At 64.9% G+C, this 22,650-nt stretch carries 22 protein-coding genes; 14 read left to right on the top strand and 8 right to left on the bottom strand.

Annotated features, from left to right (window positions below):
• Position 1 precedes the first annotated feature (1 nt).
• The 3 genes from ACVIYL_RS09030 to ACVIYL_RS09020 all read right to left on the bottom strand — a co-directional run bounded on the left by ACVIYL_RS09030 (position 2) and on the right by ACVIYL_RS09020 (position 2,609).
• Complete coding sequence (locus tag ACVIYL_RS09030; RefSeq protein WP_456778321.1) at positions 2-856, bottom strand: helix-turn-helix domain-containing protein; 855 nt, start codon at positions 854-856, stop codon at positions 2-4.
• Between the two features lie 22 nt (positions 857-878).
• Positions 879-1,589, bottom strand: coding sequence for a bifunctional nicotinamidase/pyrazinamidase (gene pncA / locus ACVIYL_RS09025; protein WP_456778320.1), 711 nt, complete (start codon positions 1,587-1,589; stop codon positions 879-881).
• An 84-nt stretch (positions 1,590-1,673) separates the two neighbouring features.
• Positions 1,674-2,609, bottom strand: a complete 936-nt coding sequence (locus tag ACVIYL_RS09020; RefSeq protein WP_028341759.1) for a hypothetical protein — start codon at positions 2,607-2,609, stop codon at positions 1,674-1,676.
• Between the two features lie 566 nt (positions 2,610-3,175).
• Between ACVIYL_RS09020 and dnaK the strand changes: the two genes are divergently transcribed.
• The 8 genes from dnaK to ACVIYL_RS08980 all read left to right on the top strand — a co-directional run bounded on the left by dnaK (position 3,176) and on the right by ACVIYL_RS08980 (position 10,283).
• Positions 3,176-5,077, top strand: a complete 1,902-nt coding sequence (dnaK, locus tag ACVIYL_RS09015; protein WP_026192053.1) for a molecular chaperone DnaK — start codon at positions 3,176-3,178, stop codon at positions 5,075-5,077.
• Between the two features lie 158 nt (positions 5,078-5,235).
• Positions 5,236-6,363, top strand: a complete 1,128-nt coding sequence (gene dnaJ / locus ACVIYL_RS09010; protein ID WP_057020359.1) for a molecular chaperone DnaJ — start codon at positions 5,236-5,238, stop codon at positions 6,361-6,363.
• Between the two features lie 99 nt (positions 6,364-6,462).
• Positions 6,463-7,065, top strand: coding sequence for a class I SAM-dependent methyltransferase (locus ACVIYL_RS09005; RefSeq protein ID WP_092081154.1), 603 nt, complete (start codon positions 6,463-6,465; stop codon positions 7,063-7,065).
• A gap of 48 nt (positions 7,066-7,113) precedes the next feature.
• Positions 7,114-7,692 (top strand): NADPH-dependent FMN reductase, encoded by a 579-nt coding sequence (locus ACVIYL_RS09000; RefSeq protein ID WP_456778319.1) that lies wholly within the window; start codon positions 7,114-7,116, stop codon positions 7,690-7,692.
• A gap of 6 nt (positions 7,693-7,698) precedes the next feature.
• Positions 7,699-8,409 (top strand): orotidine-5'-phosphate decarboxylase, encoded by a 711-nt coding sequence (gene pyrF, locus ACVIYL_RS08995; protein WP_283066226.1) that lies wholly within the window; start codon positions 7,699-7,701, stop codon positions 8,407-8,409.
• A gap of 22 nt (positions 8,410-8,431) precedes the next feature.
• Entirely contained in the window at positions 8,432-8,728 is a 297-nt protein-coding gene (locus ACVIYL_RS08990; protein ID WP_057020363.1) for a DUF1330 domain-containing protein, read from the top strand.
• Positions 8,729-8,799: 71 nt separating this feature from the next.
• Positions 8,800-9,612: a 4-hydroxy-tetrahydrodipicolinate reductase gene (gene dapB / locus ACVIYL_RS08985; RefSeq protein WP_456778318.1), complete on the top strand. Its 813-nt coding sequence runs from the start codon at positions 8,800-8,802 to the stop codon at positions 9,610-9,612.
• 47 nt (positions 9,613-9,659) lie between these two features.
• On the top strand, positions 9,660-10,283 hold the full coding sequence (locus ACVIYL_RS08980; RefSeq protein ID WP_028341753.1) for a 2,3-bisphosphoglycerate-dependent phosphoglycerate mutase: 624 nt from the start codon (positions 9,660-9,662) through the stop codon (positions 10,281-10,283).
• A gap of 124 nt (positions 10,284-10,407) precedes the next feature.
• Here the strand turns inward: ACVIYL_RS08980 and ACVIYL_RS08975 are convergent, their stop codons facing one another.
• Together ACVIYL_RS08975 and ACVIYL_RS08970 are read right to left on the bottom strand one after the other, a co-directional pair.
• Positions 10,408-11,304: a methylated-DNA--[protein]-cysteine S-methyltransferase gene (locus ACVIYL_RS08975; RefSeq protein ID WP_456781799.1), complete on the bottom strand. Its 897-nt coding sequence runs from the start codon at positions 11,302-11,304 to the stop codon at positions 10,408-10,410.
• Between the two features lie 277 nt (positions 11,305-11,581).
• On the bottom strand, positions 11,582-12,142 hold the full coding sequence (locus ACVIYL_RS08970; protein WP_456778317.1) for a DUF2244 domain-containing protein: 561 nt from the start codon (positions 12,140-12,142) through the stop codon (positions 11,582-11,584).
• A gap of 22 nt (positions 12,143-12,164) precedes the next feature.
• Between ACVIYL_RS08970 and nth the strand changes: the two genes are divergently transcribed.
• The 6 genes from nth (at position 12,165) to ACVIYL_RS08940 (ending at position 19,082) form a co-directional block, all read left to right on the top strand.
• On the top strand, positions 12,165-12,950 hold the full coding sequence (gene nth / locus ACVIYL_RS08965) for an endonuclease III (protein WP_456778316.1): 786 nt from the start codon (positions 12,165-12,167) through the stop codon (positions 12,948-12,950).
• Positions 12,951-13,057: 107 nt separating this feature from the next.
• A complete protein-coding gene (locus ACVIYL_RS08960; RefSeq protein WP_456778315.1) occupies positions 13,058-14,203 on the top strand; it encodes an HlyD family secretion protein in 1,146 nt (381 codons plus the stop codon).
• Positions 14,190-15,818, top strand: coding sequence for an MFS transporter (locus tag ACVIYL_RS08955; RefSeq protein WP_456778314.1), 1,629 nt, complete (start codon positions 14,190-14,192; stop codon positions 15,816-15,818). Before ACVIYL_RS08960 ends, ACVIYL_RS08955 begins: the two co-directional genes overlap by 14 nt.
• A 140-nt stretch (positions 15,819-15,958) precedes the next feature.
• Positions 15,959-17,011, top strand: coding sequence for a type III polyketide synthase (locus tag ACVIYL_RS08950; RefSeq protein ID WP_253609840.1), 1,053 nt, complete (start codon positions 15,959-15,961; stop codon positions 17,009-17,011).
• On the top strand, positions 17,008-17,520 hold the full coding sequence (locus ACVIYL_RS08945) for an isoprenylcysteine carboxyl methyltransferase family protein (RefSeq protein ID WP_456778313.1): 513 nt from the start codon (positions 17,008-17,010) through the stop codon (positions 17,518-17,520). The genes ACVIYL_RS08950 and ACVIYL_RS08945 overlap by 4 nt, the downstream gene beginning before the upstream one ends.
• Entirely contained in the window at positions 17,517-19,082 is a 1,566-nt protein-coding gene (locus tag ACVIYL_RS08940) for a DHA2 family efflux MFS transporter permease subunit (protein WP_456778312.1), read from the top strand. The genes ACVIYL_RS08945 and ACVIYL_RS08940 overlap by 4 nt, the downstream gene beginning before the upstream one ends.
• Here ACVIYL_RS08940 and ACVIYL_RS08935 read toward each other — a convergent pair.
• The 3 genes from ACVIYL_RS08935 to ACVIYL_RS08925 all read right to left on the bottom strand — a co-directional run bounded on the left by ACVIYL_RS08935 (position 19,079) and on the right by ACVIYL_RS08925 (position 22,572).
• Entirely contained in the window at positions 19,079-19,831 is a 753-nt protein-coding gene (locus ACVIYL_RS08935) for a sulfate transporter family protein (protein ID WP_456778311.1), read from the bottom strand. The two genes, ACVIYL_RS08940 and ACVIYL_RS08935, sit on opposite strands and share 4 nt — an antisense overlap.
• A gap of 104 nt (positions 19,832-19,935) precedes the next feature.
• The gene (locus ACVIYL_RS08930) at positions 19,936-21,348 is read right to left on the bottom strand and encodes an MFS transporter (protein WP_456778310.1); all 1,413 of its coding nucleotides are present in this window, start codon (positions 21,346-21,348) and stop codon (positions 19,936-19,938) included.
• Positions 21,349-21,504: 156 nt separating this feature from the next.
• Complete coding sequence (locus ACVIYL_RS08925; protein ID WP_456778309.1) at positions 21,505-22,572, bottom strand: DDE-type integrase/transposase/recombinase; 1,068 nt, start codon at positions 22,570-22,572, stop codon at positions 21,505-21,507.
• Between the last annotated feature and the right edge of the window lie 78 nt (positions 22,573-22,650).

Below are 22,650 nucleotides of genomic sequence, written 5' to 3'. Positions count from 1 at the left end.
GTTACCAGTCCGCCAGCCCATCGCCGGCGTGAACCAGCCGGCGGTCGGTCAGCGCCCGGCGGCGCGCCCAGGCGGTTGGCGGTTCGCCTGCGAATTCGACGAACTCGCGGGCGAGATGGGCCTGGTCGGCATAGCCGCTTTCCGCCGCGATCCCCGCCCAGCCAAGCGCTGCGCCGCTTTGCGCCAGCCGGCTCGCCCGGTGAAACCGCATCATGCGCGCCAGCGATTTGGGGGCGAGGCCGAGTTCGGACCGAAACCGGCCAGCCAGATGCTTGCGGCTCCAGCCGATCTCGTCGGCCAATGCCGTGATGCTGATAGCGCCGGCCGAACGCGCCAGTTTTCGATAGGCGAACGTGACTTCGGGAGACGGCATGTGGCCGGCGCGGCGCAGCACGAACGCCTCGATCAGGTCGAAGCGGCGCTGCCAGCAGGTCACGGCGCCGAGTTGCTCGCGCAGACGACGGCCGTCATGGCCGAGCACATCGTCGATATCGACCATGCGCCCGACCAGGTCGGTCACGGCGCCGCCGAAGAAGCCGTAGGCGCCGAGCGGGGTGAAATCGACCTGCACGCAGGCAGCGTGGCCGTCGGACTCGATGTAGACAGGCCCGGCATGCAGGCCGGCGGCGAAGCTGAGCTGACGGTCGGCCGCACCGGGCTCGCGCGACAGCGCGATCAGGAACGGCGAGCCGAAACTGATGATCAGCGGGACGATCACCGGCGCGGTCTGCCGCTGCGCGAACCGGCCCGTTGCGGTCTCGCGATAACCGGTGATCCGGACGATCAGGCCAGCCATGCGCGGCGACGGCAGGCGCTGCGCGAGATCGAATGCATGAGGTGACGCAGGCTCGGCCATGCGAATCTCGCGAGGCTGCGTCTTACGCGATATCCGAGGACTGGATGCGCTTGACGCCGGCCTTGGCCATGTCGTCCCAGGCCTTGGCGAGCGATCCCTGGGTGTCGATGCCGCGGCACGCATCTTCCACCACATAGGTCTCGAAGCCGGCCTTGCGCGCATCGAGCGCGGTCCATGCCACGCAGAAATCGGTGGCGAGCCCGGCCACGAAAACCCGCTCGACGTTTCGCGCCTTCAGATAGGCGGCGAGCCCGGTGGTGGTCTTGCCGTCGGCCTCGGTGAAGGCGGAGTAGCTGTCGACGTCCTTGTGAAAACCCTTGCGGATGATCAGCTCGGCCTGCGGGATCGCGAGTTCCTTCGACAGCGAGGCGCTGTCGGTACCCTGGACGCAGTGGTCGGGCCACAGCACCTGCTTGCCATAGGCAAGGTCGACGATCTCGAACGGCTTCTTGCCGGAATGGGTCGAGGCAAAGGAGATGTGTCCGGGCGTATGCCAGTCCTGCGTCATCACCACATTGGCAAAGCTCTTGGCGATCTTGTTGATCACCGGCACCACCTGCTCGCCGTCCTTCACGGCGAGGCTGCCGCCGGGCAGGAAGCAGTTCTGGACGTCGATCACGAGCAGCGCGGAGCCGTCGTCGGGCTTGATCGCAGCCGCCCAGAGGTGTTTTGGAACCAGCGCCGCGAGCGCCAGCGTACCGAGCCCTGCAACGACCTGTCGTCGACCCAACATCGCGCCCCTCATCGCTCTGATAACCGTGCGAGGAGGCTAGTTCCGTTCGTGGAGCTGCGAAAGTCCGATTTTTCGGCGGGCCTGTCAGCCGCGCGGCTGGATGCCGTCGCGCACCGCGCGGAAGCGCGGGAAGGCCTTCTCCCAATCGGTGCGCGGGGAGCTGCCGATGATGCGCATCGATGTCTGCGCGCCGAACCGCAGCCACTGCACGATGGTCACCGGGGTATTGTCCTTGCCGCTGACGGCGTCGATGCGCGTCTCGAAGCCGGGCTGGCCGTCGATCCGGATCGGTTCGGACATCGTGATCCGCCCGTCGCGCACGCCGGGGATCGTGGTGGCGATCTGCTGGGCGAAGCGGCCGCGATCATCCGGTGTGGCCGGGGCCGAGCCGATGATGCCAAGCAGCATGAAGGGCTTGGTCTCAAGGCCCTTGTCGTCGCCGTCGGCCATCAGCAGCGCCGCGCCCGGCGCTAGCATGCGGACATTCTTGAAGCTGCTGAGCTCGGTGACCTTGAACGGCATCATGCCGAGCTGCTCGTCGACCGGCACCTCGTTGCGGATCTGGGCGGTGGCGAACATCTGCCGCACGGCGTCGTCGGTGTAGATCTTGCTCGCGTTCTCCGGCACCTGCACCGCGACATAGCCGGAGAAGGTCGGTCCCGGCAGGATCATGGAATAGCGCCGCACATTGGTGGTGCCGTCACGCGCGCTCTCCACGGTGTAATAGGCGAGGCCCGCCGGCGTCTCGAGGCTCTCCGGCTTGATGTTTCCGCTACCGGCCGGGTTGGCCTTGAAGGCGCTCACGACCTCGTTGTAGGCGTCCGCGGGCAGATCGGCGATCAAGACCTTCACGCCCTGGTCCTCGGTCTCGAAGCCGATGAACGACTTGGCGCGGTTGAGGCCCACCAGCGGCTTCATCCCGACATGCGCGCCCGGCGGAAACACCACGTCGGCGGCAAAGCCACGACAGGTGGCGGCAAGCAGCAAGGCAACCGCAACGAGAAGTCGAAAAGGCGTCATGGGGGATCTACCGGTTTTGCTTGGTGGCCGCGCAACGGGGCCGGTGCAGGGCTGGATGGCCTCTTTCAGTCGGACCGCTTTTAGCGGTTTTGATGACCCTGCAACAGGCCGCCAAAGCCGCGCTCCGGGCCTGCAGGCCCGATTCCATGGGCTTTTCGTCCCGATTGGCTGGCACTTTCCAGTTTCCCGACGTTTCCGACGATCGGCCACCAGCGGCCAAACAGCGCGCCCTCGGCCTGCGCCCGCTTCCGCATACGACGTTTGTGAGTGTTCACTCAACAGCGCGGACGTCTCGTGGCGGATGTTCGCGGTCGACGGCGTGCCGCATCATTGCCGATTTGTTAACTTGGATCGGGCTTGAACCGGCGCTGCAGCCGGGCTGACACAATCTTTCAAACGTCAGTCTTTTCAGGCCTCAACGTTGCGTCCAGTCCTTGCGGGCAGGACCCTCTCTCCTATATCAGGCTCACCGTCGCAATATCGCGAGTATGTGAACGTCTGGGGGTTCGGTACGGAGCGCCGTCAGGGCCCAACCAACCTGCCGTAGCAAAGAGGATATCAAAACCATGGGTAAGGTCATTGGGATCGACCTCGGCACCACGAATTCGTGCGTCGCCGTAATGGATGGCAAGAACGCCAAGGTGATCGAGAATGCCGAGGGCATGCGAACGACGCCGTCGATCGTTGCTTTCACTGACGATGGCGAGCGCCTCGTCGGCCAGCCGGCGAAGCGCCAGGCGGTGACCAATCCCGAGCGTACGTTCTTTGCGGTGAAGCGCCTCATTGGCCGCCGCTATGACGACCCGATGGTCGAGAAGGACAAGAAGCTCGTTCCCTACAAGATCGTCAAGGCATCGAACGGCGACGCCTGGGTCGAAGCCGATGGCAAGACCTATTCGCCCTCGCAGGTCTCGGCCTTCATTCTGCAGAAGATGAAGGAGACCGCTGAGGCGCATCTCGGCCAGAAGGTCGAGCAGGCCGTCATCACGGTTCCCGCCTATTTCAACGACGCGCAGCGTCAGGCCACCAAGGACGCCGGCAAGATCGCCGGCCTCGAAGTGCTGCGCATCATCAACGAGCCGACGGCTGCCGCGCTCGCCTACGGTCTCGACAAGTCGAAGTCCGGCACGATCGCCGTGTACGACCTCGGCGGCGGCACCTTCGACGTCTCGATCCTCGAGATCGGCGACGGCGTGTTCGAGGTGAAGTCGACCAACGGCGACACCTTCCTCGGCGGTGAAGATTTCGACATGCGCCTGGTCGGCTATCTCGCCGACGAATTCCAGAAGGAGCAGGGCATCAACCTGCGCAACGACAAGCTCGCCCTGCAGCGCCTGAAGGAAGCTGCGGAGAAGGCCAAGATCGAGCTGTCGTCGACCACGCAGACCGAAATCAACCTGCCGTTCATCACGGCTGACCAGACCGGTCCGAAGCATCTGACGATGAAGCTGACCCGCGCCAAGTTCGAGGCGCTGGTGGCCGATCTCGTCGAGAAGACCATCGAGCCATGCCGCAAGGCGCTGAAGGATGCCGGCCTGACCGCCGGCGAGATCGGCGAAGTGGTGCTGGTCGGCGGCATGACCCGCATGCCGAAGATCCAGGAAGTCGTGAAGCAGTTCTTCGGCAAGGAGCCGCACAAGGGCGTCAATCCCGACGAGGTCGTCGCGATCGGCGCTGCGATCCAGGCCGGCGTGCTGCAGGGCGATGTCAAGGACGTGCTGCTGCTCGACGTGACCCCGCTGTCGCTGGGCATCGAGACGCTGGGCGGCGTGTTCACCCGCATCATCGACCGCAACACCACGATCCCGACCAAGAAGAGCCAGGTGTTCTCGACCGCCGAAGACAATCAGGGCGCCGTCACCATCCGGGTCTTCCAGGGCGAGCGTGAAATGGCGGCCGACAACAAGATGCTCGGCCAGTTCGACCTGATGGGTATTCCGCCGGCTCCGCGCGGCATGCCGCAGATCGAGGTGACCTTCGACATCGACGCCAACGGCATCGTCAACGTCTCGGCCAAGGACAAGGCGACCGGCAAGGAACAGCAGATCCGGATCCAGGCATCCGGCGGTCTGTCCGAGGCCGACATCGACAAGATGGTCAAGGACGCCGAGGTCAATGCCGCCGAGGACAAGAAGCGCCGCGAGGCTGTCGACGCCAAGAACCATGCCGACGGCCTGGTTCACTCGACCGAGAAGGCTCTGGCCGAACACGGTTCGAAGATCGCCGACACCGAGCGCCGCGCGATCGAAGACGCGGTCAGCGACCTCAAGGAAGCGCTGAAGGGCGACGACGCCGAGGCGATCAAGGCCAAGACCAACACGCTGGCGCAGGCTTCGATGAAGCTCGGCGAGGCCATGTACAAGCAGCAGGCCGAGGCCGATGCGGCCAAGGACGCTGCTAAGGATGACGTGGTCGACGCGGAGTTCACCGAGGTCGACGACGACAAGAACAGCAAGAAGTCTGCTTAAGCGGATTTGCGATCATGACCCTCACACCAATGAGCACGCGCCGCGTCTCGGAGGAGTGGGGGTCATTTTTCTTTAAGGCGATCGCTGCATCTTCCAGACAGGCGCAATCCTTTACGCAATCTTTGGCGATCGCGATGAACTTCGGACGGAATTGAAGGATGTCCACCAAGCGCTGCTACTACGAGACCCTCGAGGTTGAGCGGAACGCGGACGAGACTAAGCTGAAATCGGCTTTCCGCAAGCTCGCGATGAAATGGCATCCGGACAAGAATCCGGGCGACGCCACCAGCGAAGTCCGGTTCAAGGAAATCAACGAAGCCTATGAGGTGCTGAAGGACGGCGACAAGCGCGCCGCCTATGACCGCTTCGGCCATGCCGCTTTCGAGCAGGGCATGGGCGGTGGCGGCCCCGGCTTCGGCGCCGGCTTCGCCTCATCCTTCTCCGACATTTTCGAAGACCTGTTCGGCATGGCCGGGCAGCGCCGCGGCGGCGGCCGCGAGCGCGGCGCCGACCTGCGCTACAACATGGAGATCACGCTTGAGGAGGCCTTCCAGGGCAAGACCGCGCAGATCGAGATCCCGGTCTCGGTCACCTGCGAATCCTGCTCGGGCACCGGCGCCAAGGCCGGTACCAAGCCGAAGACCTGCTCGCATTGCGGCGGCGCCGGCCGTATCCGGCAGGCCCAGGGCTTCTTCACGCTGGAGCGGACCTGTCCCGGCTGTCAGGGCCGCGGCCAGATGATCGAGGATGCCTGCACCTCCTGCGCCGGTTCCGGCCGGGTGACGCGCGAGCGCACGCTGTCGGTCAACATTCCCCCGGGCGTCGAGGACGGCACCCGCATTCGTCTCGCCGGCGAAGGCGAGGCCGGTGTTCGCGGCGGACCGCCCGGCGACCTCTACATCTTCCTGTCGCTGACCACGCACCAGTTCTTCCAGCGCGACGGCGCCGACCTGCACTGCCGCGTGCCGATCTCGATGGTGACCGCAGCGCTCGGCGGCGAATTCGAGGTGCCGACCATCGACAAGGGCAAGACCAAGGTGAAGGTGCCGGCCGGCACCCAGTCCAGCCGGCGATTCCGCATCGCATCAAAGGGTATGCCGGTGCTCCGCTCGCGCCAGACCGGCGACATGTATGTCCAGGTCGTGGTCGAAACACCGCAGAATCTGACCAAGAAGCAGCAAGAACTGCTGATGGAGTTCGAAAAGCTGTCGTCCGGCGCAACCCAGCCGGAAGCAGCGGGTTTCTTCTCTAAGGTCAAGGACTTCTTTGGCAATCGCTCCGTCTAGCCGCAGTCGTTATGCTTGACCGTAACGACTTCGACCTATACGTCTTTGTGACTGTTTTCTGACAACCGCTCGATTGTGCGGTCCCCGCCTGGTAGCGACATGCCTTTGCAATCGTCCGTGCGTGCGTCGAAGAAGCCCCTCCGTCTCGACGACGAGGTTCGATTTCTCCGTTCATGGATGGAGAAGCCGCTGCATATGGGCGCGGTGATGCCGTCCGGACGGCTGCTCGCCCGCACCATGGCGCAATATGTCGATCCCGACGCCGAGGGGCCGGTCGTCGAACTTGGGCCCGGCACCGGGGCGATCACCAACGCGCTGATCGAGCACGGCGTCGACCAGAAGCGTCTCGTCCTGGTCGAATACAATCCCGGCTTCTGCGCCTTGCTGCGCGAACGCTATCCGCAGGCCAAGGTGGTCCAGGGCGACGCCTACAGGCTCCGCGACACGCTGTGGGATGTCATGAAATCTCCCGCCTCGGCCGTGGTCTCCGGCCTGCCGCTCGTCACCAAGCCGATGCTGACCCGCCTGAGGCTCGTCCGTGACGCTTTCCTGGCGCTCGCACCCGGCGCGCCGTTCATTCAGTTCACCTATTCGGTGGTGCCTCCGATCCCGAAGTCGCTGCCGGGCGTGTCCACAGAGGCCTCCGAGCGGATCTGGATGAACCTTCCGCCCGCGCGGGTCTGGGTGTATCGCAAGGGCTGACCACCCGGCGCCGTCGCGCCGGGCGTGCGCCTTACCTGCGATTTCAAAATGTCTGCGCTGAAAATCCTCGTGATCCCCGGATCGCTTCGGTCAGGCTCGCTCAATGCGAAGCTGGCTGCCGTGCTGGCGCACGAACTGGCGCAATCCGGCGCCGACGTCACCCGCATCTCGCTCGGCGATTTTCCGCTGCCGATCTATGACGGCGACCTGCAGGCGAAATCCGGCGTGCCGCAGCATGCCGTGAATCTGAAGCGGATGATCGGCGTCCATCATGGCGTGCTGATCGTGACGCCGGAATACAATTCCTCGGTGCCGGCGCTGGTGAAGAACACGATCGACTGGGTGAGCCGCGTGCAGGATCCGCATGAGGTGCGAGGTCAGGTGTTCCACGGCCGCGCGTTCGCGATTTCAGCCGCATCCGGCAACCGGCTCGGCGGCACCCGCGCGCTGGCTGCGCTTCGCCTGATCCTGACGGCGTGCCACGCCACCGTGATCCCGAACCAGCTCGCGCTGTCATTTGCCGAGCAGGCCTATGACGATATGGATCATCTGAAGCACCAGGCCGACATCGACGCGATGCAGGCGCTGGTGCGGCAGCTGATCGACCATTCCCAACGCATGATGTGAGGTGACATGCAGCCAGCCAGGATCGCTCCAAGAGACCGGTTGATCGTGGCGCTCGATCTGCCGTCCGTCGCCAGCGCCGAGGCGATGATCGACAGGCTAGGCGATGCCGTCACCTTCTACAAGATCGGCTATCAGCTCGGTTATGCCGGCGGCCTCATCCTGGCGAAGCAGCTTGCAGGCAGCGGCAAGAAGGTCTTCCTCGATCTGAAGCTGCACGACATCGGCAACACCGTCGCGCGCGGGGTCGAAAGCGTCGCCGGGCTTGGCGCGACCTTCCTCACCGTGCATGCCTACCCGCAGACCATGAAGGCGGCGGTCGAGGCACGCGCCGGCTCCGGCCTGAAGATCCTCGCGGTGACGGTGCTGACCTCCTACGACGACGCCGACCTGCATGCGGCGGGCTATCGCCTCAACGTCTCCGATCTCGTCGAAGCGCGCGCCAAACAGGCGCAGGCGCTTGGCGTTGACGGCCTCGTCAGCTCGCCCGAGGAGGCCGCCGCCTTGCGCAAGATCGTCGGCGACCAGATGAACCTGGTGACCCCTGGCATCCGCCCCGCAGGCTCGGCGACCGGCGACCAGAAGCGCATCATGACCCCGGCTCGCGCCATTGCCGCCGGCGCCGACTATCTCGTGGTCGGACGTCCGGTGATGGAAGCCGCCGACCCGAAGGCATCAGCCGAAGCCATTCACGCCGAAATCGCCCAGGCGCTCGCCTGAACCAACAAGAGGGAGAACAGAGATGGCGAAGGGATACTGGATTGGACGCGTCGACGTTCACAATGAGGAAGGCTACAAGCCCTACATGGCGGCCAACCCCGCCATCTTCCAGAAATTCGGCGGCAAGTTCATCGTTCGCGGTGGCAAGTTCACCGGCGTGGAGGGCCAGAGCCGCTCCCGCAATGTCGTGATCGAATTCCCCGATTACGCGACCGCGCTCGCTTGCTACCAATCGCCGGAATACCAAGCCAACATCAAGGTGCGGCAACCGCATTCGATCGCCGACCTCATCATCATCGAGGGGCACGACAGCCCATAGTCCGCACATCGGGTAGCCGGTTCGGTTGCCGGAACAGCCTTGGCTCGCTATATCGCGTGGAGAGGTGAGCCATGGCTGACATGCGTTTGATCGTTGCGGGAGCCGGCGGCCGGATGGGCCGCACGCTGACCCGGGTGATTTCCGAAACCCCGGGGGCGGTGCTGGTCGGCGCGCTGGAAGCGCCGGGCTCGGAACTGCTCGACAAGGACGCCGGCGTGCTCGCCGGCCTCCCCGCCAATGACGTCAAGCTGTCGGCCGATCTGTGGTCGATGTCGGCCGGCGCCGACGGCATCTTGGATTTCACCGTGCCGGCCGCGACCATCGCCAACGTCGCGATCGCGGCCGAGCGCGGCCTCGTTCACGTCATCGGCACCACCGGGATGTCGCCGTCCGACGATGCGGTGATCCGCAGCGTGACCAATCGCGCCATCGTGGTGAAGTCAGGCAATATGAGCCTCGGCGTCAATCTGCTCGCCGCGCTGGTCAAGCGCGTCGCGCAATCGCTCGACCAGAGCTTCGATATCGAAATTCTCGAGATGCACCACAAGTCCAAGATCGATGCGCCGTCGGGCACCGCCTTGATGCTCGGCGAAGCCGCGGCCGCGGGACGCAAGATCGCGCTCGATCAGCATTCGGCGCGCGGCCGCGATGGTCTCACCGGCGCGCGGCGCGCGGGCGATATCGGCTTTGCCTCGTTGCGCGGCGGCACCGCGGCCGGCGATCACAGCGTGATCTTTGCCGGCCCCTCCGAGCGCATCACGCTCTCGCACCATGCAGAGGATCGCGCGCTGTTCGCGCAGGGCGCGCTGAAGGCAGCGCTGTGGGCGCATGGCAAGAAGCCAGGCATGTATTCGATGGCCGACGTCCTCGGGTTGAGCGACTGACATCGCTCGACGGAATGAAATCCAGCTAAGCGAAAACGGAATCTGAAATGAGTGATCGTCTCCTTGTGCTCGTTCGTCACGGTCAGAGCGACTGGAATCTGAAGAACCTGTTCACCGGGTGGAAGGACCCTGATCTCACCGAGCAGGGCGTCAACGAAGCGAACGAGGCCGGCCGCAAGCTGAAGGCGCAGGGCCTGTCGTTTGATGTCGCGTTCACCTCCGATCTTACTCGTGCGCAGCACACGCTGAAGCTGATGCTGGAGCAGATCGGCCAGACCGGCTTGCCGACCACGAAGAACCTTGCGCTCAACGAGCGCGATTACGGTGATCTCTCCGGCCTCAACAAGGACGACGCCCGCAAGAAGTGGGGCGAGGATCAGGTTCTGATCTGGCGCCGTTCCTACGACGTGCCGCCGCCCGGCGGTGAAAGCCTGAAGGATACGCTGGCGCGCACGCTGCCTTACTACGTGCAGGAGATCCTGCCCGGCGTGCTGCGCGGCCAGCGCACGCTGATCGCCGCCCACGGCAATTCGCTGCGCGCGCTGATCATGGTGCTGGAGAAGCTGACGCCGGAGCAGATCCTCAAGCGCGAACTCGCCACCGGCGCGCCGGTGGTCTATCGGCTCAATGCCGATTCCACCGTTGCGTCCAAGGTCGATCTCGCGGGGTAGAGGTTTGATGTTGTCATTCCGGGGCGATGCGCAGCATCGAACCCGGAATCTCGAGATTCCCCGATGCGCAATTGCGCATCTGTGGTCTGGTCCTTCGGACCATCCCGGAATGACGAGATAGAGGTTAGTGCAATCCCACCTGGCCGGCTTCCCAGCCCAGCATCGCCTGCTTGCGGGTGATGCCCCAGTGATAGCCGGTCAGCGCGCCGCTTTTGCCGAGTGCGCGATGGCAGGGCACCACGAACGACACCGGGTTGCGGCCGACCGCGGCGCCGACCGCGCGCGAGGCTTTCGGGCTGTTGATCTTGCAGGCGATGTCGGAATAGCTGACCGCGCGGCCCATCGGGACCTTGAGCAGCGTCTCCCACACCCGCACCTCGAAGTCGGTGCCGATCAAGACGACGCGCAGCGGCTGGTCCGCCCGCCACATCCTTGTATCGAACACGCGCTGCGCCAGCGCGGTGGTGCCGTCGGTGTCCTCGACATAGGTCGCGTTCGGCCAGCGCCGCTTCATGTCGGCGAATGCGGTCTGCTCGTCGCCGTGATCGGCGAAGGCAAGCCCCGCAAGCCCGCGATCCGTCGCGATCACGATCGCGGTGCCGAACGGCGAGGGATGGAAGCCGTAGCGCAGCGTCATGCCGCCGGCGCCGGTCTTCCATTCGCCCGGCGACATCGCCTCATGCGTGACGAACAGGTCGTGCAGCCGTCCCGGCCCTGACAGGCCGGAGTCGAGTGCCGCATCGAGCACGCTGGCGGAATCGCGCAGCAGGTTCTTGGCGTGGTCCAGGGTCAGCGCCTGCATGAAAGCCTTCGGCGTCAGCCCGGCCCAGCGGCGGAACAGATGGTGCAATTCATCCGGGGTGACGGCGGCGGCATCGGCCATCGCTTCGATGGTCGGCTGCGTGCGCCAATGCTCCGAGATGAACGCGATGGCGCGCCGAACCGAGTCATAGTCGCGCAGCGCGGCGCTCTGGAGGCCCGGCTTGGCCAGGCGCTGGTCGTGTATGGCGAGTGTCATCATGGTGTCTGATTTAGGAGCCATGGCGCCTCCAAACCACCCGATTTCTGACAAGCATGATCCGGAAAAGTGGGGACCGGTTTTCCGACGAGATCATGCTCAAAAGTAAGCTCGACTAGTGTCCTTATCGAATCCGAAGTTCGCATCATTTGCCGCACCTTCGGAGCGAACTTCGGATTCGATAAGGACACTAGCAAACCTTTGATTCTAGTGTGCTTTATGAATGCGAAGTTCGTGAAAGTGGTCGCCGCGAAATCGCACGAACTTCGCATTCAGCACACTAGTGGATGGGGTTGTAAGTCGGTCCGCGTTTCGCGGCGTTGAGCGCCGCCGTCAAGGCCTTGGAGAAGCTGGCCTTTTCGTCCGGGCCGAGGAAGCTGCCGACGCTGACCCGGCGGCCCCGGGAGACCAGATAAAGCCGCTCGATGCCGAACTCCTCATGCGAGATCTGCTCGAACCGCACCCAGAGCGGATTGAGCACCCATTCCGCCACATGGCCGCGATGGCTGATCCTGCGCACCCTCAGTTCCGACGCCGTGACGGTGATCTCCTCGCTCGCCTTGGCGGTGCGGAAATTGACCTTGAACGCCCAATAGATCACCAGCGCGTCGAGGCCGAAAAAGCCGAAGATCGGCCAGGCGCCGAGCCACCAGAACACCGCGCCGGCAATGAAGCTGACCACGGTGACGAACGACATCAGCACGATAAAGCCGGTGCGATTCAGCGAGCGGTGCGGAGTCAGCAATGCCGAGAACAGTTTGGGCTCGGCCTCAGCGGCATCATCCGCGAGGTCATCGGCCCTGAGGTCTTCGCCCGGATCAAAGTCGTTGCCTGCGGTCATGGCGTATCAGTATATCCGGTTCATGGCCAAAATCATCCGCTCTCAACGCGCCAGCACATCAAGCGTTCGATCTGCTCCGAAGAAGAAGCCTGCGAAAGCGGCAAGGCTGCTGCCCAAACGCGAGGCAAAGAAGGCGGCCAAGACGGCCGCCAAGCGAACGGTAAAGCCGAAGCCATGGACATCGGAGGAGGTCTACGAGGCTTTCGACCGGTTCCGCCAAGCCAATCCCGAACCCAAGGGCGAACTCGAGCACCTCAATCCCTACACGCTGCTCGTTGCGGTGGTGCTGTCGGCGCAGGCGACCGACGCCGGCGTCAACAAGGCGACGCGAGCGCTGTTCGCGGTCGCCGACACGCCTGAGAAGATGCTTGAGCTCGGCGAGGACAGGGTGCGCGACTACATCAAGACCATCGGGCTCTATCGCAACAAGGCGAAGAACGTCATCGCGCTCTCGCAGAAGCTGATCGCCGAATTCGGCGGCGAGGTGCCGCGCACGCGCGCTGAAATCGAATCGTTGCCCGGCGCCGGGCGCAAGACCGCGAATGTCGTGCTCAACATGGCATTCGGCGAGCACACGATGGCGGTCGACACCCATGTGTTTCGGGTCGGCAACCGCACCGGCCTCGCGCCCGGCAAGACCCCGCTCGAGGTCGAGCTGGGATTGGAAAAGGTGATCCCGACCGAGTTCATGCTGCACGCCCATCACTGGCTGATCCTGCATGGCCGCTACACCTGCCTCGCCCGCGGTCCACGTTGCGACGTATGTCTGATCAATGATCTCTGCCGGTGGCCGGAAAAGACCGTCTGAGGCAATGATCGTCGTCATGTGCTATCAGGGCGTTTTCGAGCGAAGTGGATGCCGGTCCGCGTGATAGGTTCGTCGGCTGTTCCGGTGCGTGATTGAGGGAGTGCGGTGTGGCAGAGCAGGTTGAAGATCGTCCGTCACCCGCCAGCCAGACCGCGCCTGCTGCGGCACCTGCCAAGCCGCAACCTTCGGCAAGCGGCTTCTGGAGCCGTTTCGCGATTCCGCTGTTTGCCGTGCTCGTCGCGCTGGTGTTCGTCGCGGTGGCGACCAGCCGCTGGGATGCCTGGGTCGGCAGCGCCACGATCCAGACCACCAATGATGCCTATGTGCGCGCCGAATTGACCCAGCTCTCCAGCCGCGTGTCCGGCGAGGTGCTCACCGTCGCCGTCTCCGATTTCCAGCGCGTCAAGGCCGGCGATCTCTTGGTGCAGATCGATCCGGCCGATTATCAGGCGCAGGTGGCGCAGGCCGAGGCCGGCGTGGTCGGTGCGCAGGCCGTGCTCGACAACCTCAACAACCAGGTCGAGCTGCAATATGCGACCATCGCGCAGGCCGAAGCCGCGCGGCTGTCCGCGGAGGCGCAGCAGACCCTGGCACGCCAGGAGGAAGAGCGTCAGCAGTCGCTGTCGCAAACCGACGCCGGCACGCGGCAGCGGCTCGAGCAGGCGACCGCATCCTACGCCAAGGCGGAGGCCGACGTGCGCGCCAGCCGCGCTGTGATCGCGGCACAGCGCCATCAACTCGAGGTCCTGCAAGGTACCAAGAAGCAGCGTGCCGCCGACCTCGACGCCGCCAAGGCGCTGCTGGCATCGGCCAAGCTCAAGCTTGGCTACACCAAGATCGTCGCGCCGTTCGACGGCGTCACCGGCGAGCGCCAGGTGCAGCCGGGCGACTACGTCAACATCGGCGCCAATCTGATCAATGTCGTGCCGCTGCCGAACGTCTATGTGATCGCCAACTACAAGGAGACCCAGCTGACCAACGTCAAGCCGGGCCAACCGGTCGAGGTCACCGTGGATACGTTCGCCGGCCAGAAGCTGCGCGGCGTCGTCGAGCGCATCGCACCGGCGAGCGGATCGCAATTCGCTCTGCTGCCGCCCGATAACGCCACCGGCAATTTCACCAAGGTGGTGCAGCGCATTCCGGTGCGGATCCAGTTCGACAAGGGCCAGCCCTTGCTCGAGCGCCTGCTGCCGGGCATGTCGGTCGTCACGCGGATCGACACCGGCGAGGCGGTCGCCAATGGCGGAAAGTGACGACCGCGACCGTGGTCCGGTCTCGCGCGGCGACGTCGCGCGCTATCCGCTGTTCGCGGTCGTCGCCGTGCTGCTCGGCGCGTTCCTGGCGAATTTCGACAGCCGACTGACCTCGGTCGGCCTGCCCGATCTGCGCGGCGCGTTCTCGCTCAGCTTCGACGAGGGCGCCTGGCTCTCGACGGCTGCCATCGGCTCGCAGATCTTCGTCGCGCCTGCGGTGGCCTGGCTTGCCACCGTGTTCGGCCTGCGCCGGGTGCTCGGCATTCCGAGCCTGGTCTATGCCGTGGTCTCGCTGACTATTCCGTTCGTGCGCGACTACACGACGCTGATCGCGCTCAGCATCGCCCACGGCATGCTGCTCGGCACCTTCGTGCCGTCGACGCTGATGATCATCCTGCGCAATTTGCCGATCCGATGGTGGCTGCCGGCGATCGCGATGTACTCGATCCGCGTCGGCTTCGCGCTCGACTCGTCAAGCTCGCTGGTCGGTTTCTATGTCGAGCACCTCGGCTGGCAGTGGCTGTACTGGCAGGGCGTGGTGATCGCGCCGCTGATGGGGCTGATGGTGTATCTCGGCACTCCGAAAGAACCCGTCAATCGCGACCTGCTGCACCATGCCGATTGGGGCGGCATGCTGCTGCTCGGCGCCGGGGTGTCGATGGTCTATGCCGGGCTCGATCAGGGCAACCGGTTGGACTGGCTGTCGTCGGGCACAGTGATGGCGCTCTTGATCGGCGGCGGGCTGCTGATCGTCGCCTTCATGATCAACGAAATGATCGCGCGCCGGCCCTGGGCGCATTTCAACGTGCTGTTCTCGCGCAATATCGGGCTCTCGCTGGTCGTCATCCTGCTGTACACGCTGACCAGCCTGTCGAATTCGTCGCTGGTGCCGAACTTCCTCGGCACCGTCGGCGCGCTGCGGCCGGAGCAGTCGGGCGTGCTGCTGTTCACCTACGGTGCGCTGCCGATGTTCGTGCTGGTGCCGATCTCGATCCTGCTGCTGCGCCACCTCGATCCGCGCATCGTCGTGGTGCTCGGCTTCTCGGCGTTCGCGGCCGCCAATCTCTGGGGCACGCAGCTGAGCCATGTCTGGGCGCGCGAGGATTTCGTCGGCATCGTCCTGCTCACGTCGATCGGGCAGGCGTTCACGCTGCTGCCGATCATCATCATGGCGCTGTCGAATTCCGATCCGTCGCGGGCGACGGCGTTCGCGGCCTATATCCAGATCATGCGCCTTGGCGGCGCCGAGATCGGCGTCGCGCTGATGGGGACCTGGCTGCGGGTCCGCGAGCAGATCCATTCGAACTATCTCGGACAGCACGTCCAGAATGGCGATATCGACGTCGCGAACCTGCTCAAGCGGCTGGCGGGTGAATTTTCCGGCCACGGCATTGGGACGGCGACCGGGCGCGCCGTCGGCACGCTGGCGGCGCTGGTGCAGCGCGAGGCCAACACGCTCGCCTATATCGACGGCTTCTGGCTGTGCTTCTGGCTCGCGATCCTGGCGCTGGTCCTGGTCGCCTTCATCACGCGCGCGCCGCAGGGCCCGTTGTCGCCGGCGCCGCTCGGCTTGGTGAAGAGCGTGATGCGCAGGCTGGGCGCCACCGCTTCCTGATTTGCGAAGAGGCGGCGCGGATATCGCCGCCGGGTCAATTTATAGTGAATGCGGCCCCCGCGCTATGTCGCAGGCGTGTTGAAATATTTTGCTCATCGCGCGGTTCCAAGAGCGGGGGAAATGGAGCCACGATGATCGAGATAAAGCAGACGGCCGCGCTTGTTTCCCTGGCGACGGCGGTTCCACCGCATCTATTCCATCAGGGACAGGTCCTGCAGGCCGCGCGCAATCTCCTCGCCGACCGCTATGCCGAATTCGAGACGCTCTCCAGTCTGTTCGCCAACACCGGCATCCAGCATCGCTACGGCGTCAAGCCGATTGAATGGTATCTCGAACGGCGCGGCTGGCCGGAGCGAACGCTGGCGTTCCTCGAGGGCGCGGAGACGCTGTACGTCGACGTGGCCCGCAAGGCGATTGCGCGCGCCGACCTGACCGGCCGGGACATCGATATCGTGGTCACGGTGTGCTCGACGGGGATAGCCACGCCGACGCTGGAGGCGCGCGTCGCCGGCAAGCTCGGTCTGCGGACGGATGTGTCGCGCGTGCCGGTGTTCGGCCTCGGCTGCGCGGGCGGCGTGTCCGGCCTGTCGATCGCGGCGCGGCTGGCCGAAGCGCGGCCGGGAGCGAACGTGCTGCTGGTTGCGCTCGAGCTCTGCACGCTCGCGGTCCGGCACGACGAGCTCACCAAGGCAAATATCGTTGCGGCCAGCCTGTTCGGCGATGGCGCGGCCGCGATCGTGCTGCGTGCCGGGGACGGTGGTGCGACTCGGATCGAGGCGACGGGCGAAAAGCTGTGGCCGGATACGCTCGACATCATGGGCTGGACGGTCGATCCCGAAGGATTCGGCGTGGTCTTTCAGCGAACCATTCCGGATTTCGTCCGCGACCATGTTGGACCAGCCGTCGCCGAAATCCTGGCGCGGATGCAGCTGACCGCCGATGACATCGACCGCTTCCTCTGCCATCCCGGCGGCGCCAAGGTCATCGCCGCGCTGGAGCGGGCACTCGCGCTCGATCAGGGCACGCTCGATCACGAACGCGACGTCATCGCGGCTTGCGGCAACATGTCAGGCCCGACGGTTCTCTTTGTTCTCGAACGAGCCTGCGCCAAGGGATTGCCGCCGCGCTCGCTGCTCACGGCGCTCGGGCCGGGCTTCACGCTCAGCTGCGTTGCGCTCAGGCACGCGGCGTGAGCTTCGCGTCGGTCATCCTCGCGCTGGTCACGCTGCAGCGTCTCGGCGAGCTCGTGCTGTCACGTCGCAACACGGAGCGGCTTCTCGCACGGGGCGCGGTCGAGGTCGGCGCCAATCACTACCCGCTCATTGTCCTGGTTCACGCCGGCTGGCTGACCGCGCTGTGGATCTGGGGCCGCGACCGGGACGTCAATCTGGCCGCGCTGGCGGGTTTTCTGCTGCTGCAAGGCTTGCGGGTGTGGATCCTCGCCGCGCTCGGGCCGCGATGGACCACGCGAATCGTCGTGCTGCCGGGCGCGCCACTGGTCGCATCCGGGCCCTACCGATATTTCCCGCATCCAAACTACGCCGTCGTGGTTGGTGAAATCGCGCTGCTACCCCTCGCGCTGCACCTGCCGCGATTGGCGCTGATCTTCACCCTCCTCAATCTCGCGGTGCTTGCGGTCCGGATTCGGATCGAGAACCGCGCGCTCACCGTTTCCGAATGGCCACGCACAAGCACGCCATGAGCAAGGCGGATCACCGAACCGACGGCCCATCGGCTGCGACCTGGGTCGGCTTCCTCCTGATGTGCTTCGGCATGTTCATGGCGATTCTCGACATCCAGGTCGTCGCAACCTCGTTGCCGACGATCCAGCGCGCGCTTGCGATCTCGCCGGCGGCGATGAGCTGGATCCAGACCGCCTATCTGATCGCGGAAGTGATCGCGATCCCACTGACCGGCCTCTTCACGCAAGCGCTGTCGTTGCGATGGCTGTTCGCGCTTGCGGTGAGCCTGTTCACCGTCGCGTCGGTCGGCTGCGCCCTCAGCGGCGGTTTTGTGGCGCTGCTGGCGTTTCGGGTGCTGCAGGGATTTTCCGGCGGCGTGCTGATTCCCGCGGTGTTCTCCGCCGTGTTCACGCTGTTTCCGGCGCGGCTTCATCCGGTGGCCACCACGATCGGCGGCGTCGTCGCGGTGCTGGCCCCGACCGTCGGACCCGTCGTCGGCGGCTGGATCACGCAGACCTGGTCGTGGCCATGGCTGTTCCTGATCAATCTGGTTCCGGGAACGGTGGCAGCCGCGGTCACGCCGTTGCTGCTTCCGAGGGAAGGCGTGCAGCTTCGGGCGTTCTCCAGACTGGATAAATGGTCGCTTGTCCTGCTCGCGGCGACGCTCGCAAGCTTCATGATCGGTCTGAAGGAAGCGCCGCAACGCGGTTGGGCCTCGATGCCTTGCCTCGGCCTGCTGATCGGAAGCATTGCGGGGTTGGCGCTGCTGATCCGGCGCACGCTCCGCGCGGCCTATCCGATCGCGCAATTGACGCTCTTCAAGCGGCGTCCGTTCGCGATCGGTTGCGCACTGAGCTTTTGCCTCGGCATTGGCCTGTATGGATCGACCTATCTGATGCCGGTATTCCTCGGTTTCGTCCGCCGCCATGACGCCTTCGAGATCGGCACGATCATGCTGGTCACGGGGGTTGCGCAGCTCGCCGCCGCGCCGCTCGCGGCGATCCTGGAGAGCCGCGTCGGCGCGCGGCGGTTGACCGGCGCGGGCTTCGCCTTGTTCGCGCTCGGCCTCGGCTGGAGCGCCATTCAGCCGCGCACGGCGGATTTTGCCGAGATGTTCTGGCCGCAGGTCGTGCGCGGCGTCGCGATCATGTTCTGCCTGCTGCCGCCGACGCGCATTGCGTTGGGCGCCCTGCCGGAGGCGGACATTGCCGACGCCAGCGGATTGTTCAATTTGATGCGCAATCTGGGCGGCGCGATCGGGATCGCCCTGATCGATACCATCCTCTATGGGCGAAGCCCGATCCATGGCGAGGATTTCCGCGTACGCCTGCTGGCGGGGGATGTCACCGCGGCGCAGGCGATCGGGCTCGATCCGAAGTTGCTGATCGACCGCCCGCCGGGTCTGCCGGACGACGCCACGGTGGCGTTCATCCGGCCGTTGGTCGAACGGGCGTCGCTCGCACTCACCGTGAACGAAGCATGGGCGATGCTCGCCTGCGTGGCGATCGTCGGACTGCTGCTTGTGCCCTTCGCAAGCGATCGGGTACCGGCATCGCTGCCCGGCCTTCCGGATAACACCTAGACCGAGGACACGTTGGTTCGCCGCGCCGGCTCGAGCAGCTCGCGCCGCGGGCCCGACAGCCGCTTGTACATGTGCACCATGAAGGCCATGCCGAACAGCGGCGTCGCCAGGTTGACGATCGGGATCGAGACGAAGGCGGCGATGAACAGGCCCGCGGTAAAGACTGTCGCCGCGTTCTCCTTGCGCATCGCCTTGGCGTCATCAGGCGAGAGGAACCGCATCGCCGCAAGCTCGAAATATTCGCGGCCGAGCAGCCAGGCGGTCGCGAGGAAGAAGATGATGAAGCCCGCGCCCGCGAACAGCACGAACGGCAGCGCGACCAGATAGACCAGGATCGTCAGCAGCGCGGTCTTGACGCCCTCGATCGTCGCGAGCGTGACCGGCAGCGCCACCCCGGGATGATCGGCCGGATAATGCTCGCGCTCGACATGGTCGGCGACGTCGTCGACAAACAGGCTCGCCACCAGCGAGGTGATCGCGGGCATCAGGAAGATGCCGCCGAGCACGACGCCAAGGCCCGCCGAGATCGAGACGATCCAGGACAGCACGTGCAGCGTGGAATGGAAATTGGGGCCGAGCATGCCTTCGGCCCAGACTTCGCCATAGTCGGCAAACCAGCTGAGCAGCCGCTGCAATCCGATTGCCAGCACGGTGATCAGCACCAGCGCAAGCCCGATCGAGCGCCACAGGATCGAGCGCATCGGCGGCGACAGGATTTGCGAAAGCGCCTTGACGGCGGCGGCTAACATGACTGGGTTACCTCTGCACAAATGACCCGCGAGAGGTAGACACCCAATATGCCTTCGGCAAGTGCCGTTTGTGCCGCGGTGCGAGCGTTTTCGAGCGAAATGCTCTAGGCGTCGAGCGGCCTGCCGCGGACGTTCGGTCCCCAGACACCGATGGCAATGATCACGATGACCATCGCCGCGGTGATCAGGCCGAACACGCCGCCGACGCCGGCCTCCTTCAGCATGAACGCCACGATGAAGCCGGAGAAGGTCGCGCTGAGCCGGCTCATCGAATAGACGAGGCCCGCGGCGCGCGCCCGGATCGCGGTCGGGAACACCTCGGTCTGGTAGGCGTGATAGGCGTAGGACAGCGTCATGTTGGCCCCCGTCACCAGCACGCCGCTGGCGATCAGCAGCACCGGCTCGGTGAGCTGCGAGAAGGCGAGACCGAACACCGAGATCGCGGCGGCCGCGCCGCAGATGATCCATTTGCGCTCGAAGCGGTCGGCGAAGGTTGCGGCCAAGAGCGGCGCGAGCGGATAGGCGAAGGCGATGATGAAGGAATATTGCAGGCTCTTGGTGACGTTGATGCCCTTCTGCACCAAGAGCGCCGGAACCCAGTTGGAGAAGCCGTAGACGCCGAATGCCTGGCAGAGATTGAAGATCATGAACAGCACGACGAGCGAGGCGTAGGGCGGCCTGAACAGGTCGGCATAGCCGGTCTCGACCGGCGCACGTGCCGGCACCATCGCCGCCGTGGCGGCGGGGCGCGGCGCAGGCGTCGGCGATGCGGCCTCGAGCGTCCGCATGATCTGCTCGGCCTCGGCAGCGCGGCCATGGCGGGCCAGCCAGAGTGGGCTTTCCGGAACGTAGAGCCGCAACACCCAGATGATCATGCTGGCGGCGGCGCCGATCAGCACCACCCAGCGCCAGCCGTCGATGCCGTGAGGCGAGAGCGGCACCAGCCACCACGCAAGTGCTGCGACGATCGGCACCGCCGACAGCATCACCGCCTGGTTGATCGCAAACGCCCGGCCGCGCATCCAGCTCGGCACCAGCTCGGTGATGTAGGCGTCGATGGTGATGACCTCGATGCCGATCCCGATCCCGGCGATGAAACGCCACAGCAGCAGGCCGCCGGGTGTGGTCTGGTACGCCATGATCACCGATGCGGCGCTGTAGAACAGCAGCGACCAGGTGAAGACCGCCTTGCGCCCGAAACGATCGGCGAGGAAGCCGAGGCAGAACGTGCCGATGAACAGGCCGGCGAAGGTCGCCGCGACGAAGGCGCCGATCCCGGAGAAGCCGAAGAACGCCTGCGTCGTCGTGGTCATCAATCCGCTGCGGGCAAGGCCCGGCGCGATATAGCCAGTGAAGAACAGGTCGTAGATTTCGAAGCAGCCGCCGAGCGAGAGTAGAATCACCAGCCGCCAGACGTAGCCGGACGTGGGCAGCGCCTCGAGCCGTCGCGAAATCTGGTCGGGTCCGCTTGTCGTGGTGGCGAGATCGGCGACCGAGCCGAGTTCGACGGCGCTCATGATGGTCCTCCCCGAATGGTGCAACGGCCGCCCTTCTTGCGAAGGCGTGCCGGTCGCGCATGTTTGGCAGCCGGGAGCCAGAAATCCAGACGAACATATCGAAGGAATCGTTCGATATTTTCGAACTCAGGGGGGAGGGTTGCTTTGATTCACCTTTCAAACGGCTTGTTCAACTGTCGTCCCTGCGAAAGCAGGAACCCATACTCCGCGGCGGGTGTCGTGAAAGGGACTCGTCGTCCCACTGGTGCGCAATTTTGCGGTTCGGTGGTTATGGGTCCCTGCTTTCGTGTTCGGTCCCGTGTGATTGGCGAGGGCCTGGATTGGCGCCAGGTAGCCGAGGCATTTGAGGCGGGTCCGATTGTAGTCGTGGACGAACTTGGCGATGAAGGCGTCGCGGTCGGCGTGGTTGACAAAGGTACGGCGCGCGCTGCCCCGTTTGTGTTCGCGGCCGATGGCTTCAGCGATGCGCCGGTTGAAGCGTTCGACGAGGCCGTTGGTTTGCGGGTGGTAGGGCTTGGTCAGGCGATGCTCGATTGCGCGCTGCTTGCAGAGCCGATCAAAGGGGTGGTCGCCGGAAGGCTTCCCGACCGGTTTGTTCTTCTTGTCGACGGCGAAGCGGTCGGTGAACTCGGCTCCGTTGTCGGTCAGGATGGTGTGAACACCGTGCGGAAAGTCGGCCAGGAAGCGTTCGAGGAAGCCGGTCGCGGTCGTTCCGTCTCGCCTGGAATGGATCTCGACGAAGAGGTATCGGGTGGCGCGATCGATCGCGACAAAGGCATAACTGGTGCGGCGTTGCAGCGCGGGCAGATACTTCACGACGATATGAATGAAGCCGATGTTGGCGCTTTCGAAGACGCCGGCCCTGGGCTTGTCAGGCTTGGCAAGCCGGCTGATGCCGTTGCGCTGCAGGCAGCGGTGGATCGCGCTGCGGGACAGCTTGGCATTGATGCACCGCTGCATCACCTCGACGATATCGTCCAGCGGCAGCTGCAGCGATGTCCGCAGCTCACACACTGCCCGTTCCTCAAGGGCGGACAGGCTGGTCGTGAGGTGCTTCGGCCGATGCGAGCGGTCCTCGACCGTGCTGCGACCGCGCCAGCGATAGATTGTGGTCTCGCTGACCCCCAGCTCGGCCGCCAATTGGGCGACCGACTTCCGGCTGCGCTGGATGTAGGCACGCGTCTTCGGTGTCGTCGTGGCGTTCGCATGCAGGCTCAGTTCCATGACACGAGGCGCTCCCTAACAAAGGCCACGCCTCGTTCTACACCGATTCCATCCAACCAATCAGCAGGGACCAAACAC

It is taken from the genome of Bradyrhizobium sp. USDA 3315, assembly GCF_054056795.1.
This window is presented reverse-complemented; position numbering and strand designations above follow the sequence as displayed.